Origin of the sequence: Streptomyces sp. NRRL S-1022 (assembly GCF_000720135.1) — a bacterium.
Classification (GTDB): Bacteria; Actinomycetota; Actinomycetes; order Streptomycetales; family Streptomycetaceae; genus Streptomyces.
Map to the genome: position 1 here is coordinate 211,084 of NZ_JOIU01000011.1, position 13,318 is coordinate 224,401.

15 protein-coding genes and 1 pseudogene are annotated in these 13,318 nt (G+C 70.2%); 11 read left to right on the forward strand and 5 right to left on the reverse strand.

Annotated features, from left to right (window positions below; all coding sequences use genetic code 11):
- Window positions 1-255: 255 nt before the first annotated feature.
- Together IG05_RS47840 and IG05_RS0116870 are read right to left on the reverse strand one after the other, a co-directional pair.
- Window positions 256-840: a transcriptional regulator gene (locus tag IG05_RS47840; RefSeq protein WP_234335882.1), complete on the reverse strand. Its 585-nt coding sequence runs from the start codon at window positions 838-840 to the stop codon at window positions 256-258.
- A gap of 122 nt (window positions 841-962) precedes the next feature.
- Window positions 963-1,739, reverse strand: coding sequence for an alpha/beta fold hydrolase (locus IG05_RS0116870; RefSeq protein WP_107051374.1), 777 nt, complete (start codon window positions 1,737-1,739; stop codon window positions 963-965).
- A 141-nt stretch (window positions 1,740-1,880) separates the two neighbouring features.
- Between IG05_RS0116870 and IG05_RS0116875 the strand changes: the two genes are divergently transcribed.
- The 5 genes from IG05_RS0116875 to IG05_RS0116895 all read left to right on the forward strand — a co-directional run bounded on the left by IG05_RS0116875 (window position 1,881) and on the right by IG05_RS0116895 (window position 6,268).
- Window positions 1,881-2,522, forward strand: a complete 642-nt coding sequence (locus IG05_RS0116875; RefSeq protein ID WP_030343380.1) for a TetR/AcrR family transcriptional regulator — start codon at window positions 1,881-1,883, stop codon at window positions 2,520-2,522.
- Window positions 2,523-3,374: 852 nt separating this feature from the next.
- Complete coding sequence (locus IG05_RS0116880; protein WP_030343382.1) at window positions 3,375-4,133, forward strand: SDR family NAD(P)-dependent oxidoreductase; 759 nt, start codon at window positions 3,375-3,377, stop codon at window positions 4,131-4,133.
- 16 nt (window positions 4,134-4,149) lie between these two features.
- Complete coding sequence (locus IG05_RS0116885) at window positions 4,150-4,815, forward strand: TetR/AcrR family transcriptional regulator (protein ID WP_030343384.1); 666 nt, start codon at window positions 4,150-4,152, stop codon at window positions 4,813-4,815.
- Between the two features lie 208 nt (window positions 4,816-5,023).
- Window positions 5,024-5,146: a hypothetical protein gene (locus IG05_RS49975; protein ID WP_267883314.1), complete on the forward strand. Its 123-nt coding sequence runs from the start codon at window positions 5,024-5,026 to the stop codon at window positions 5,144-5,146.
- A gap of 135 nt (window positions 5,147-5,281) precedes the next feature.
- On the forward strand, window positions 5,282-6,268 hold the full coding sequence (locus IG05_RS0116895) for an aldo/keto reductase (RefSeq protein ID WP_030343385.1): 987 nt from the start codon (window positions 5,282-5,284) through the stop codon (window positions 6,266-6,268).
- Here the strand turns inward: IG05_RS0116895 and IG05_RS45335 are convergent.
- Window positions 6,232-6,719, reverse strand: a pseudogene (locus tag IG05_RS45335) (PP2C family protein-serine/threonine phosphatase). The gene IG05_RS0116895 and the pseudogene IG05_RS45335 sit on opposite strands and share 37 nt — an antisense overlap.
- An 803-nt stretch (window positions 6,720-7,522) precedes the next feature.
- On the opposite strand from IG05_RS45335, the gene IG05_RS0116900 reads away from it, so the two are divergent.
- From IG05_RS0116900 to IG05_RS0116910, 3 genes are all read left to right on the forward strand, one after another.
- Complete coding sequence (locus IG05_RS0116900; RefSeq protein WP_324605014.1) at window positions 7,523-8,269, forward strand: MEDS domain-containing protein; 747 nt, start codon at window positions 7,523-7,525, stop codon at window positions 8,267-8,269.
- Window positions 8,266-9,216 carry a sensor histidine kinase gene (locus tag IG05_RS0116905; RefSeq protein ID WP_030343388.1) on the forward strand — a complete coding sequence of 317 codons (951 nt, stop codon included), beginning with the start codon at window positions 8,266-8,268 and terminating at the stop codon, window positions 9,214-9,216. Before IG05_RS0116900 ends, IG05_RS0116905 begins: the two co-directional genes overlap by 4 nt.
- Before the next feature lie 151 nt (window positions 9,217-9,367).
- On the forward strand, window positions 9,368-9,745 hold the full coding sequence (locus IG05_RS0116910; protein WP_030343389.1) for an STAS domain-containing protein: 378 nt from the start codon (window positions 9,368-9,370) through the stop codon (window positions 9,743-9,745).
- Between the two features lie 66 nt (window positions 9,746-9,811).
- Here IG05_RS0116910 and IG05_RS49980 read toward each other — a convergent pair whose 3' ends face one another.
- Complete coding sequence (locus tag IG05_RS49980) at window positions 9,812-9,940, reverse strand: hypothetical protein (protein WP_267883315.1); 129 nt, start codon at window positions 9,938-9,940, stop codon at window positions 9,812-9,814.
- 78 nt (window positions 9,941-10,018) lie between these two features.
- On the opposite strand from IG05_RS49980, the gene IG05_RS46945 reads away from it, so the two are divergent.
- A complete protein-coding gene (locus IG05_RS46945) occupies window positions 10,019-10,195 on the forward strand; it encodes a hypothetical protein (protein ID WP_234335913.1) in 177 nt (58 codons plus the stop codon).
- 635 nt (window positions 10,196-10,830) lie between these two features.
- Here IG05_RS46945 and IG05_RS0116925 read toward each other — a convergent pair.
- Window positions 10,831-11,391, reverse strand: a complete 561-nt coding sequence (locus IG05_RS0116925; protein WP_030343391.1) for a TetR/AcrR family transcriptional regulator — start codon at window positions 11,389-11,391, stop codon at window positions 10,831-10,833.
- Between the two features lie 115 nt (window positions 11,392-11,506).
- Here IG05_RS0116925 and IG05_RS0116930 point away from each other — a divergent pair, with 115 nt between their 5' ends.
- Window positions 11,507-12,199 (forward strand): SDR family oxidoreductase, encoded by a 693-nt coding sequence (locus IG05_RS0116930; protein WP_030343392.1) that lies wholly within the window; start codon window positions 11,507-11,509, stop codon window positions 12,197-12,199.
- Between the two features lie 58 nt (window positions 12,200-12,257).
- Window positions 12,258-13,313, forward strand: coding sequence for an aldo/keto reductase (locus IG05_RS0116935; RefSeq protein ID WP_030343394.1), 1,056 nt, complete (start codon window positions 12,258-12,260; stop codon window positions 13,311-13,313).
- The last annotated feature ends 5 nt before the right edge of the window (window positions 13,314-13,318 follow it).

The window sequence follows — 13,318 nt, forward strand, 5'->3', positions numbered from 1 at the left end:
CCGAACACACCGATTATGACCGCGCTGCGACAGGGCATCGACGATCTGGGTGTGCTGGTGAGGGGTGATAGCAGGGACCCCCTGATTCCTAAGCGTGGATGTGCACGGCGGATCGGGGTGAGCGGCCGCGGCACCGGATGGGGCGGCGCCGATGGCCGGAGCTGACGGGACGCTGCGTGTGACGGGCGTGAGGTACAGCGTGCCGACCGGCATGAAGGCGCCGGGCGGCCGAGCGAAGGGAGGGGCCGGCCGGCGTCAGCGCTCGGTGTCGGCCTGCGAGGCGGCCGCGTCCCGCTCCTGGCCGGCAGCCCAGCCGGCGAGGAGTTTCAGTGCGTCCGCGGCCGGGGTGCCGGAGTCGGCGCTGTAGACGGTGGCGGAGAGCCCCGGATCGCCGGGCACGCCCAGATTTTCGTGCACCAACGCCATCTCGCCCACGGCCGGATGGTGGAGCCGCTGGGTGCCCTCGGCGAAGACGTGCACGTCGTGCGCACCCCACTGAGTGCGGAAGGCGTCGCTGCGGGTGGACAGCTCACCGATCATGTTCGACAGCTCACCGAAGGGATTCTTGGCGACCTCAACCCGCAGTGCCCCGACTCCGTTGCGGGCCACCCCTGCCCAGTCGGGGTAGAGCCGGGTGGCGCGGGGGTCGAGGAAGACGAACCGGCAGGTCTTGGCCGGCGTCTGCTCGAACACCTCGCAGGGCAGGGCGCGGGCCGGCGGATCGGCCGCCCGGATGTTCATGCGGTTGTTACGCACGTAGGCCGGCTGGTCGTGCAGGACGCTGTCGGAGACCCCGCTCAGATCGCCGCGCTCCAGGCGCGTGCAGTACTCCGCACTCACCCCGGCGAGCATCGCGACCCCACCCCGGCGCAGCCCCGGCACCCGACGGGGCCCGTACACCGGAAGCCCCGCCTGCTCCGGCGTGATCCTGGTCTCGGCGGGACTTGCGGAAGGTGGAGCCCTCAGTGGCGCGCGAGGAAATCGCTGATCAGCGTCAGCCACTCCTGGGGGCGCTCGACGAACGGCAGGTGGCCGGTCGGGAGTTCCGCGGCCTCGGCGCCGGGGATGGCAGCGGCGAGTTCCCTTTGCAGCGCCGGGGAAACGAGTGGGTCGGCGGTGGTGACGATGACGAGTGCCGGGACCGAGATGCCGGCGAGGTCGCCGCGGACATCGACCCTTCGGACCAGGTCCACCTGGTCGCCCGTGCCGGCGGGAATGGCGGGGGCGAGCTGCTCGGCGGCGGCCTGGGCCTGAGCCGGGGCAAGGGCGTTCAAGGTCGCGTCGCTGAGCGTCATCAGGGTCAGATACTCGGCGAGGACGGAGTGCCGACCGGATGCGAACAGCTGGTGCCAGACGGAAGCGGCGAGGCCCGTGCGGGTGTCGGTGTGCGCGAAGGTCGCGCTGAGGACGAGCGAGCTGACCCGTTCAGGGTGACGCGCGGCCACCCGGACAGCGACGGGCCCACCGAGTGAGTACCCGCTGACCGCGAAGGTCCTGAGATCCTCGGCGTCGGCTGCCGCGACGAGTTGATCCGCCAGCTCGTCGACCTCCAGGGGGCTCTGGGCCTTCGGGGTGGCGCCCGTGCCGGGGTAGTCGACTCCGACGACGGTGTGCCGTGCGGCGAGCCCCTCCATGATCGGCCCGTAGTTGGCCTCGATGCCGCCGCCCGCACCGTGGGCGAGAAGGAGGCCGGGGCCGGTGCCGCGAACCGTACGGGCGAAGGCGGCGGGTGTCGGCATGGTCATCGGGTCCCTTTCGTGACGACGGCGGCCGGCTCGGCTCGGCCGACAGTCCAGCTTTAGCGAACGCTAAAGCTGTGCCGTTCAGGACGGTAGCAGAGAGTCTTTAGCGTTCGCTACAAATCGCGGTAGGCTGCGTTCATGAGCAGCGGACGCACGACGGCCAAGGCCGCACCCAGGCGAAGCCGACGCGCCTTCGACCGCGACCAGGCCCTGGCCGCCGCCCTGCGCGAGTTCTGGACGCACGGTTACGAGACGACGTCGGTCGCCTCGCTCACCGAGGCGATGGGGATCAACCCACCGAGCCTGTACGCCGCGTTCGGCGACAAGCGGCAGCTGTTCGACGAGGCCGTCCAGCTGTACACGCGCACCTACGGAGCTCGCCTGCCACAGGGACCGGACGCCCGCTCGGCCATCACCGCGCTGCTGCGACACCTTGCCGCCGACTACACGGACCCGAGCCATCCGCCCGGCTGCATCATCATCACCGGAGCGACCAACTGCGCCCCCGGCTCGCAGGAGGTGAAGGACAAGCTGCGCATGATGCGCGAGGAGGCCAAGGCTTCGATCGCCGCCCGCATCCGCGCCGACATCGATGCGGGGCTGGTCCCCGCGGACGTGGACCCCGACGGGCTCGCAGCCTTCTACGCGGCGGTCATCCAGGGGATGAACCAGCAAGCGTGCGACGGGGCGACGCGGGAGACATTGGAGCGCGTGGCCGACGCGGCGATGACTGCCTGGCCGGACACACCACCCCGCTCAGGGTCGGCACCGCCGTCCTGACCCTTCCGGACAGCCACCCGCTTTTGCACTCCTTGGGCAGGCACCGCCACAGGGCAGGCAGCCCGGTGGCCGTCGACGGCAGCACACGCGCGCGGGAGAGGCGCAGGGGTGCGACCGGTTGCGCCTCCCGGTTGCATCGTCGGCCTCGCTCGACAGCGCCTTCAGTCGAGCGGCCCGGGAGTTGGTGCACTCAGCGGTGGCGCGGGTGCGGCCGGCATTCCACGTTCCAGTCGCCCCCGCCCCTCCAGGCGAGCCACCGGGGACGCGAACCATGCCCCGCGCCGGGAGACACTGCCCCTTGCGGGCCTGGACGGCCCACTCGACCTGTCTCAGCGCCCGATTCCTCCCGGCAACGGGCTCTGCATCGACACCTGGGAGATCCCGATCGTGGGAGTTGGTGACCGCGTCGGCGATGTCACGACCCAGCCGACCGGCTGGGCCAGGGCCCAGCCGGCACCGGGTCACCTTCGGCCCTCACGCCGGCTGCCTCACCCACGCCGGCCCCGACCCGCCCGGCATCGTCGATCCGGGCGAGATCACAGTCACGCCCCGGCCTCCCGCTCCGGCATCCCGCGCACCGGCACCGTCCCCCTCACATGTCCGACCGCCGGGTCGGACACGAGCGGGGTGCTGCATAACTCCTGCACACGTCACTGAGCCGGACCGTCTCCCACCGGCTGCGGACTTGACCGACGGCCGTGCCGCAGGCGGTCGGCGGCCGTATGCCGCTCATCGGAGTCATGGCCGAAAACCCGCGCGACATCTGCCACAGCGCAACGATTTTGTTTGAGCGGAGCGCTCCGCTCCGATAGGTTCGGGTGGAGCACACCGATCTGCCGACGCGGAGGACCCATGAAGACGACGAGCAAGCCAACCGCCCTGGTCACCGGCGGCAGCCGGGGTATCGGCGCGGCCACCTCGCGTGAGCTGGCAGCCCGCGGCTACCGCGTGGCTGTCAACTACTTCTCTAATCGCGAGGCTGCCGACCAGGTGGTCAAGCAGATCGAGGCTGGCGGCGGCGAAGCCTTCGCCGTACAGGCCGACGTGTACGACCCCCGCCAGGCTGCGGAACTGCTGGAGCGCTCCGTGGTCGACGGGCGCCTGGACGTCCTGGTCTGCAACGCCGGCGCCCGCTTCGTCCCGACCCCGCTCCCCAGCCTCTCCTGGGAGGACTTCCACGCGAAGGTCACGAACGAACTCGCGTCCGTCTACACCCTCACCCAGCAGGCGCTGGCCGTCATGGGCGCCCAGGGCGGGGGCCACATCGTGTACGTCTCCAGCGCCGTTGCCGACGGCCCGCCCGTCGTGGGCATGGCCGCGCACGGCACCGCCAAGGCCGCGCTCAACACCTTCGCCCGCTTCGTCGCCTTCGAGGCCGGTCCGCTCGGCGTCAACGTGAACGTCGTCGCGCCCGGCTTCGTGCGTACCGAGGCCAGCGCCGGGCAGCCGGCGGAGTTCCAGCAGCGTCTGGCCGAGCACACCCCGCTCGGACGCGTCGCCGAACCGGAGGACGTGGCCCGGGCGATCGCCATGCTCGCCGGAGAGGACGCCGGGTTCGTCACCGGGTCTGTCGTCACCGTCGACGGCGGTCACGGCGTGGGACGCCGCTGAGGGAGAATGCCGCGCCATGGATGACACGTACGCAGGCAGACCCCGGGGCCGACAGCGGGAGGCGGACCGCAACGACGCCCGCCTCTTCCAGGCTGCGCGCGAGGTCTTCGCCGAGCGCGGCTGGGACGCCCCCGTCTCCGAGATCGCACGCCGCGCCGGCATCGGCATGGGCAGTCTGTACCGCCGCTACCCCAGCAAGGAACTGCTGGCCCAGCGCATGCGGATCGCGGGGATGGAACAACTCGTCACCCAGGCGCGCACGGCGCTCGCCGAGGAGCGCGATCCATGGGCCGCCCTCGTCCGATTCTTCCGTGACGCGTTGACCGACCAGGGGACGGGCGGTCCGCTCCTGCCCCTGGTCGGCGGTCGGCTGCCGGCCACCGAGGAGGTGCTGACCGCCGCCGAGCGGCTGCGCGCCGCCCTCGACGACCTCGTGGAAGGCGCCTACCGGGCGGGCGTGCTGCGCGCCGACTTCACGTCCGCCGACATCCCGTTGCTGCTCGAACACCTCACCCCTCGGATCCCCGTCCCCGGCGAGCGTGCCGCGGCGCTGCACCTGCGCTACCTCGACCTGGTCCTCGCCGGGCTGCGCACCCCGTACCCCGGTCGGCCCACGGACCTGCACGGCCCTGGGCCCCAATGGGAGGAGCTACGGAAGCTGTGGAACGCGCCGGAAAGCTGACAGCGACAGCGGCCCCGTATAAGTGCGACCGTCTTTGATTCTCGGGTGCGGCCCCTTTCTGCCACCGGCAGGAAGGGGCCTCTCCCTCGCGAGCGCGGCGACAGTACGGGTACCGGCCGGGTACCGCATCGCCGAGAACGACGCCCGTCGCTCCGCGTCCGCCCTGCTGCGCCCCGCCACCGCAACGGCCGCCACAAAGGAGGACACGATGCACCAGCACACCGAGGACGCCCTCGCACCCGGGAGCGTCGACGCCTCGCTCGATGAACTTAACCGGCTGGACATCGACCGGCTCGAAGGACGCGACGCCACCGTGGAGGCCCTCGCGTGAACGACCAGGCGACACTTCCCATCGGTCACCGTTCGGCCGCAAGCCCCACGCGACGCGTCGGGCCGGCACTGTCCACGCTGCTGATGCTGCTCACGGTGTTCGGTCCCATCTCGATGGACCTCAAGGAGGAGAACGATGCACACACGAACGCTGGGACGGGACCTGCGCGTCTCCGCGATCGGGCTCGGTGCCATGGGCATGTCCCAGAGCTACGGCCCCAATCCCGGTGACCGCAAGGACATGATCGCCGTACTCCGCGGCGCCGTCGAACGCGGCGTCACGTTCTTCGACACCGCGGAGGTGTACGGCCCGTACGTCAACGAGGAACTCGTCGGAGAGGCCCTCGCACCGCTGCGCGACCAAGTGGTCATCGCCACCAAGTTCGGCTTCCGCATCGAGAACGGCGCACCCGCCGGACTCAACAGCCGACCCGAACAGATCCGCGCCGTGGCCGACGCCTCCCTCAGGCGCCTCGGCATGGACACGATCGACCTGTTCTACCAGCACCGCGTCGACCCGGACGTGCCGATCGAGGACGTTGCCGACGCGGTGGGCGAACTGGTCCAGGAGGGCAAGGTGCGCTGCTTCGGGCTCTCGGAGGCCAGTGCGCAGACCATCCGCCGCGCCCACGCGGTGCATCCGGTGACGGCGGTGCAGAGCGAGTACTCGCTGTGGACCCGGGACCCCGAGCCGGAGGTCCTGCCCACCTGCGCGGCCCTCGGCATCGGCTTCGTGCCGTTCAGCCCGCTCGGCAAGGGATTCCTGACCGGGACGGTCGACGCGTCCACACCGTTCACGGACGGCGACGTCCGCACGACCATTCCCCGGTTCACGGCGGAGAACCGCGCGGCGAACCAGGCCCTCGTGGACCATGTCGCGACGCTGGCCCAGGCCAAGGGCGCCACACCCGGCCAGGTAGCGCTCGCCTGGCTTCTCGCCCAGCACCCGTCGATCGTCCCGATCCCCGGAACACGACGCCTGTCCCGCGTCGAAGAGAACACCGGCGCCACTCAACGGCCGCTCTCCGCCGACGAACTGGCCGACCTGAACGAGCTCGCCGGCCGCATCGGCGTACAGGGCGACCGCTACAACGAGCACCACATGTCCCTGGTCGACAAGTAGGAAAGACAGTAAGGGTCCCCCAGGTCGTCGAGGAGAGCCCTGCCGGTGTCGTCCAGGGCGCGGTCCGGGCGGCAGAAGATGGCGAGCGCATCGGTCAGCCGCCGAAGCCCGTCGCCGATGTCGTGCGTGCCCAGGTGGATCAGGCCGTCGGTGTAGAGCGCGAGGACGCTGCCCGGCTCCCGGCCGATCGTGGTCGTCTCGTGCGGCAGGCCGCAGACGGCGAGGGCGGTCCCGGGAGAAGGCCGACGGCTTCAGCTGTCCCGTCGGGCCGTACGAGCACGGGCGGCGGGTGGCCGGCACTGGCCATGGCGCAGCGTCGGGTGACCGGGGCGTCCTCGCGTACGCAGAGCAGTGCCCAGCCCGCTCCAGCCGGTCGCCGCAGGCGGTGACCGCGCCCGAGGTGAGGTCGAGAAGTGCATGCATCCTGGTAGGAGTCATCGGCTCTGGACATCCAGGATGGCGGCGAACGGCTGCACGTCCGTGGTCTGCAGGTTTTGACGGGCGGCGTACCGGCGAATCACCCGTCCGACTCACCATGCATGCGGCGCAGCGGCGCAGCGGCGCAGCTGCACCGCGGAGGCCGACAGATCGCCTGGAAAGGCGGGACGATCACCGGTGGAGGGACCTGCGTTCACGGATGTCCGGGGCGCCGCGAGGTGGGTCAGCGCCACCGTCGACACGTCCGCGTCGCCCACCGGGGCGCTCACGGGCCGAGGCCGGGGCGACCATCGCAGAGTGATCAACGAAATCCTGTTCGAAGAACAAGGATGACGGGCCTCGCTGTGCTGCCGGAACGCCGCAGATCCAGGAGCGAAGGTGCCGGGCGGCTGCGTCAGCCTCGGGCACCGCTGCTTGTGCTGCAGGCCGTCCGCAGCAGGTCTCCGCCCCGCCCGAGCCGACGGGTCCGAGACCTCCGGCGAGCTGTCTGGCCGGATGAGCGGTGAACCGTCGAACGCCGACGTCGTGATCACCGTGGCCAAGTAGCCGTCTCCTCTGCAAGGAACCTCTTGTGGAGGTCTGATCCCAGAGGGCCGCACAGCGGATCCACACGGAGGGGTACGCAGTCCTCAAGGCGCTGCGGGAGACCTTCCGAGGCCGGCGCCTGGTCGCCAGGTCGGTGGCAGCCGGACGGGGTGGCGAGCACCGCTCCACGCCTTGGGGAGTATGCGGGAGGAAATCACGAGAGCAGTAGAGTGAGGGAGAAGCGAGGGAGGAGTAGTGAGAGCGCCGCGCGTACTGCCAACCCTGGACGAGGTGGACCTGGGCGATCATGTCTGCCACCTGTTGGACCGTGCCGATGACGTCATCGACCGCAGCCGGGCTTTCGTTGCGGACGGTGCGTTGCACGGCGACAAGGTCGTGATCGTCGGCCCTGCTCCGCGGGCGGAAAGCGAGTTCGCACCGCTTGTACTGGATCCTGCCCGGTTGCAGGGTTCTCTTCTCTCCGCGGTACGGCGGGAGGCGGCCGCTGCCGACCGGGAGGGATTCCGCTCCCTTCGCGTGCTGCACCATGTCGTGCCCGGACCTCGCGCGGACCGGAACGGGGAGTGGCTGCGCAGCGAGCTCGATCTCGATAAGTTCGCCGCCGACACCGGAGCCATGGTGGTCTGCGCCTACAGCGGTGCTGACTGGGACCTGCCGGCTCTGCAGCAGATCAGTTGTGTGCATCCTCATCATCTGGGCAGCCGCCCGGTCTCCCCCGCCTTCCGGGTGTACCGAACCGAGCAGGAAGGCTGGACGGTGACCGGGACCGTCGACAGCGACGGCGCGGCGGCCTTCGGCACCATCCTGTGCACCCTCCTCGCTCACACGCCGACCGTGCGTCTGCTCTGCCAGACCCTGGAGTTCTTCGATGCCGCCGGGATGAGCGCACTGGCCGATGCCGCCAGGCACCTTCCGGATCGCAAGGTCATCCTGGAAGACACCAACGAGACCGTGCGGCTCGCCTGGAAGCTGTCCGGCTTCGCGATTCCCGACGTTCCGGTGGTGATCACGCCGTGACCTCCTCTTCGTCCACACTCCTCGAAGGCACTGGATACCGGCACGAGTTGTATCCGTACTCGGGCAGCGATGAGTTCGTCGCGGGCGCATTGGGTTTCATCCAGGAGGCGCTCGACGGCGACGAAGCCGTCGTCGTGGCCGTGCCGCAGGAAAAGGCGTCATTGCTGCGTGCGGAGATCCGTGAGAACGACACCGTGCGCTATGTCGACACCAGCCGGGTGGCGCGTCATCCGGGGCGGCTCATCGCTGCCTGGCAAGAATGGATCAAGGAACACGCCGCGGAGGGACGGCCCGTCCGCGGGATCGGCGAATCCCCCTGGGACCAGGTCCGCAGTGCTGCTGAGGCCGAGGAACTGCGCTACCACGAGTGGCTGCTCAACAGGGCGTTCGCCCACGGCCCGGCCTGGTGGCTGCTGTGCCCCTACGACGTCACACGCGACCAGGCCGCCCTGAGCCAGATGGCACGCTGCCACCCCCAGATCCGCAGAGACGGCCGAACGGTGCTGAGCGAGGACTACGACGCGCGGGCACCGTATGCGTTCGTTGCCCTCACCGACCCCTGCGACCCGTACGACGAGTTCCGCTACACCAGCGGCGACCTGCCCGCCCTCCGAGAGAAGATCGCTGCCTGCGCCGAACAGCACGGCCTGACCGGTCGACGCCTGCGCGAACTGCACCTGGCCGCGACAGAGGTGGCCACCAACAGCATCCGCCACGGTGGCGGACAGGGCGTGCTGCGCACCTGGAGCGAGGAACGACGCCTTGTCTGCGAGTTCCGCGACGCCGGCTACCTCGAAGACCCACTGGCCGGACGCACGATGCCGACCGCGAGGCAGGTGGGTGGACGCGGGCTGTGGCTCGTCCACCAGCTTTGCGATCTCGTCGAGATCCGGTCCACACCGGTGGAAGGGACCACGATCCGCCTGCACACCGAACTGCCCGGGTAAGCCCGCTAGCGTCGACAGTTCGCTCTCCGGCCCGGCGCTGGAAGGCACGCGTGACCGACGTCGCTTCAGGGTACGCGCGCTGGTGTCGCCGGACGGCGGCAAAAGCGCCGGTAGCACGGGCACGAACGATGGGGATGGGAGTCAGTTCTCGATGCTGAGGGCGCATGTACGGCACGCGGACACGGCGGTTGTCCGGCTGCCGACCGAGGTGGACTACGGCAATGCTCCCGACATCGGCGCCCGGTGCGAAGACCTGATCAAGGAGGGCTGCGGCACCCTCGTACTCGACGCCTCCGAAGTGCAGTACCTCGACTCCTCGGGCGTCAGCATGATCATCACGCTGTCCCGCGCGCTCGACCACCATGCCGGCACCCTGCGCCTCGCCGCCCTCAGCGACCACTACCAGCAGGTGTGGCGTCTCCTCGGTCTCGACACACTTCTCCCCGTCGTCCCCACAGTGCACGCTGCGCTCGACGGGCGCGTCACAGGCGCCTGTGCCGATACCGCGGACTCACTCGACCACGCCTGAGACCATGACCCGGACAAACGGCATGTGGACGAGCCGCCAACGTCGCTCATCCCGGCTGCGGGCCGCTCAGATCTGCGCCGTCCGTGTCCTACCCGCTGCGCCGGCCACGATCACCAGATCTCCGTGCGCTGCCACCAGCACCAAGCCCGTTCCCGTCAGCTGGAGCATCCGCTTCACCTCGAAGTCCTTGGGCATGGCGGGAGCAGAGCTGCTCGCCGAGACCACCACCGGCCGACCTCCACTCTCTACGTCGACGAGACGCCGCGCCGCCTGGTGTCCCTGGTCCTGCCTCGCCTGGCGGACTGGGCCGTCGTCAACCTGATCACCGTCACCCTCACCGTCTACACCGCCGAACCCGGCTCGTCTTCGGAACAGGGCCTGCGCCTGCTCGCCTCATCGGCCGCGCCACGAGAAACCCTGACTCACTCCGGCCGAACGCAGGGCGCGTGACCCCGCCACCTTGCTCGGCGCTCGTTGACGGGAAGACACCTGAACGACCATCGCCGTGGCCGGATCCCGTATCGCGTCCGCGTCCGCGTCATCGGGTCTGCCTCGCGTGGTCGCGGGCATCCACGCTGAAAAGGTCGACGGCTGAGCGCCACCGAGGCCCCCTGGTCGAGCTGGTCCGTGGACTGTCCATGCGCGACGGGCATGTCTCCCGAGGGCGGGCCGCTACGCCCGTCGCCACCCGGACCGCTGCGTCTGGCCTCCTCCTGGGCCGCCGGCCGGAAGCCGCACGCGTCGTCACCGCTCGCCTGGGCCCTGTCGGCCGCGGCCACGCCCCGCGTCGTGACCGACCTGCCAGGTCGGCTCCTCTTTCATAGCCTGGATCCGCGTCCACTCCCCGTCGAGTGCCCTCTGTGGACCGTCATCGTCCCGAATTGGACCACCTCGTAGTGGGGGTCGCCACGTCCCACCGTTCCAAGGTGTCGGCCTGCGGGGTGTCGTCGATTGCATCGGTGCAGGAGATGCACACACGCAGCTCGGAGGGATCTCCACGGCAGCGCAGCGACGCGCCATGGCACCAGTCCAGCCGCCTGGATGGCCTCGCGCCCGGTCGATGTGCCCCCGCACCGAGCCCTTGATCAGCTTGTTTCGGTCAAGGCTCCGTGCGCGGCGGCGAGGATCTCCCCGGAGAGCGGGGAGCCCTTGGTGGCCCGGGACAGGACCAGCGCACCGAACAGGGTGCAGAGCCGGACAAGGCCGTCCTGGTCGTCACCGGAAAGGAAATCGGCGAAGTCGGCCACCCCCTCGGCGTAGACGCGACGGGCCTCGCGCCCCCCGCCCTCGCGCGCGATGTCGGTGGCGAGCGCGGCGACCGGGCAGCCGTCCGCCGGGTCGTCGCGGTGCTCGACGGAGAGGTAGCTGTCGATCAGCGCCTGCTGGGCGGCGGCGCGCTGCCCGTCGTGCCGCTCGAGCCCGGTGCTGTGGCGTCGGGCGAGCTCGGCGAAGGCGTGGGCGGTGGCCTCGTCGACGAGCGCCTCCTTGGAGGCGAACTGCTTGTAGAAGGCTCCGTGAGTCAGACCGGCCGCCTTCATCAGGTCGGCGACGCTGACCTGCATGCCCTGCTCTCGGAACAGCCGGGACGCGGTGTCCACCACCCGCCTGCGATTTTCCTCCGCCTGCGCCTGCGATACGCGGCCCATGACCACCTCCCGTTTGGATGTCGACTGGCATCTATCATAGACTCCTGCTTAGATTACAGCCGTAATCTAATCTCCGGCGGGTGGCCGAAGGCGCCCGCCGCAGCAAGGAGCGAGCATGGAACTGAAGAACGCGGTCGCGGTCGTCACCGGCGCCAACCGGGGCTTGGGGCGACACCTGGCCGCCCAGCTCGTCGAGCGCGGCGCGAAGGTGTACGGCGCGGCCCGACGCCCCGAGACGGTGGACGTACCGGGTGTCATCCCGCTGCGGCTGGACGTCACGGACGAGGCGTCGATACGGGAGGCCGCGCGCGTGGCGTCCGACGCGACACTGCTGATCAACAACGCGGGCATCTCCACCGGCGCGTCGCTGATCGAGGGCGAGGTGGCCGAGGTGCGCCGGGAGATGGAGACCAACTTCTTCGGCCCGCTCGCCGCGACCCGGTCCTTCGCCCCGGTCATCGAGGGCAACGGCGGCGGCGCCGTACTCAACGTCCTGTCCGTCCTGTCCTGGTTCCACCCGGCAGGACTCGGCTCCTACGCCGCGTCCAAGGCCGCCGCCTGGGCGCTGACCGGTGCCACCCGCGACGAGCTGGCGCCCCGCGGCATCGCCGTCTCGGCGCTGCACGTCGGCTACATGGACACCGACATGGCCGCCGGTGTGCCCGCCGATCAGAAGGTCGCCGCCGCCGACGTCGCGGCCCAGGCCCTGCACGGCATCGAGACCGGCCTGCCCGAGATCCTCGCCGACGAGACCAGCCGGTACGTCAAGCAGAGCCTGTCCGCGGCACCTCAGCCGAACGCGGACTGACACTCACCCCTCCACCCCGGCGCGACCACCTTCACACCCCTTCATGCGAGGACATCTCATGCGCTACACGACCTTCGGCCACCGGACCGGACTACGCGTCTCCGAGTACGCGCTCGGCACCGCGAACTTCGGCACCGGCTGGGGCGCGGGCGCCGAGCCGGACGAGGCACGCCGGATCTTCGACCGGTTCGCCGAGGCCGGCGGCACCTTTCTCGACAGCGCTGACGGCTACCAGTTCGGCGAGGCGGAGGTGCTGACCGGAAAGCTGATCTCCGCCGACCGTGACCACTTCGTCCTGGCCACGAAGTTCGCCCTCGGCGCCGCCCCGCAACCGGACATCTCCAGAACCGGCAACAGCCGCAAGAACATGGTCGCCTCGGTCGAGGCCAGCCTGAAACGCCTGAGCACCGACTACATCGACCTGCTGTGGGTGCACTTCCCCGACCAGCTCACTCCGATGGAAGAACTCCTGCGCGGACTCGACGACCTGGTGAGCGCCGGCAAGATCCACCACGCCGCGCTGTCCAACTTCCCGGCCTGGCGCGTCTCGCGCGCGGCAACTCTCGCGGACCTGAAGAACTGGGCCCCGATCGTGGGCATCCAACACGAGTACAGCCTCGTCGAGCGCACCGCCGACCGTGAGCTCCTACCCATGGCCGAGAGCCTCGGACTCGGCGCCGCCCTGTGGTCTCCGCTCGGCGGCGGACTGCTCACCGGCAAATACCGCAGCTCCTCCGAGGGGCGCCTGAGCGAGCTGGGCATGGTCATCCACACCGAGAGCACGGGCCAGAAGACCGCCGTCGTCGACACCGTTCTGGCGATCGCCGAGGAGACCGGCATGGCGCCCGCCCAGGTGGCGGTGGCCTGGGTGCGCGAGCGCGCCGCCCGTTCCGTGGCCACGCTCGTCCCGATCATCGGCCCGCGCAACCTGTCCCAGCTCGACAGCTACCTCGGCGCCCTCGACGTCCACCTGACCGATGATCAGTACACCCGCCTGACGGAGGTCAGCGCGGTGCCGCTCGGTACGCCCCACGAGGTGATCGCCGCCTCCCTCGACCGCCTCCAGGGAGGCGCCGCCGATCGCGTCACCGCCCCGGTCGTGCCGGTGGCCTGATCGGT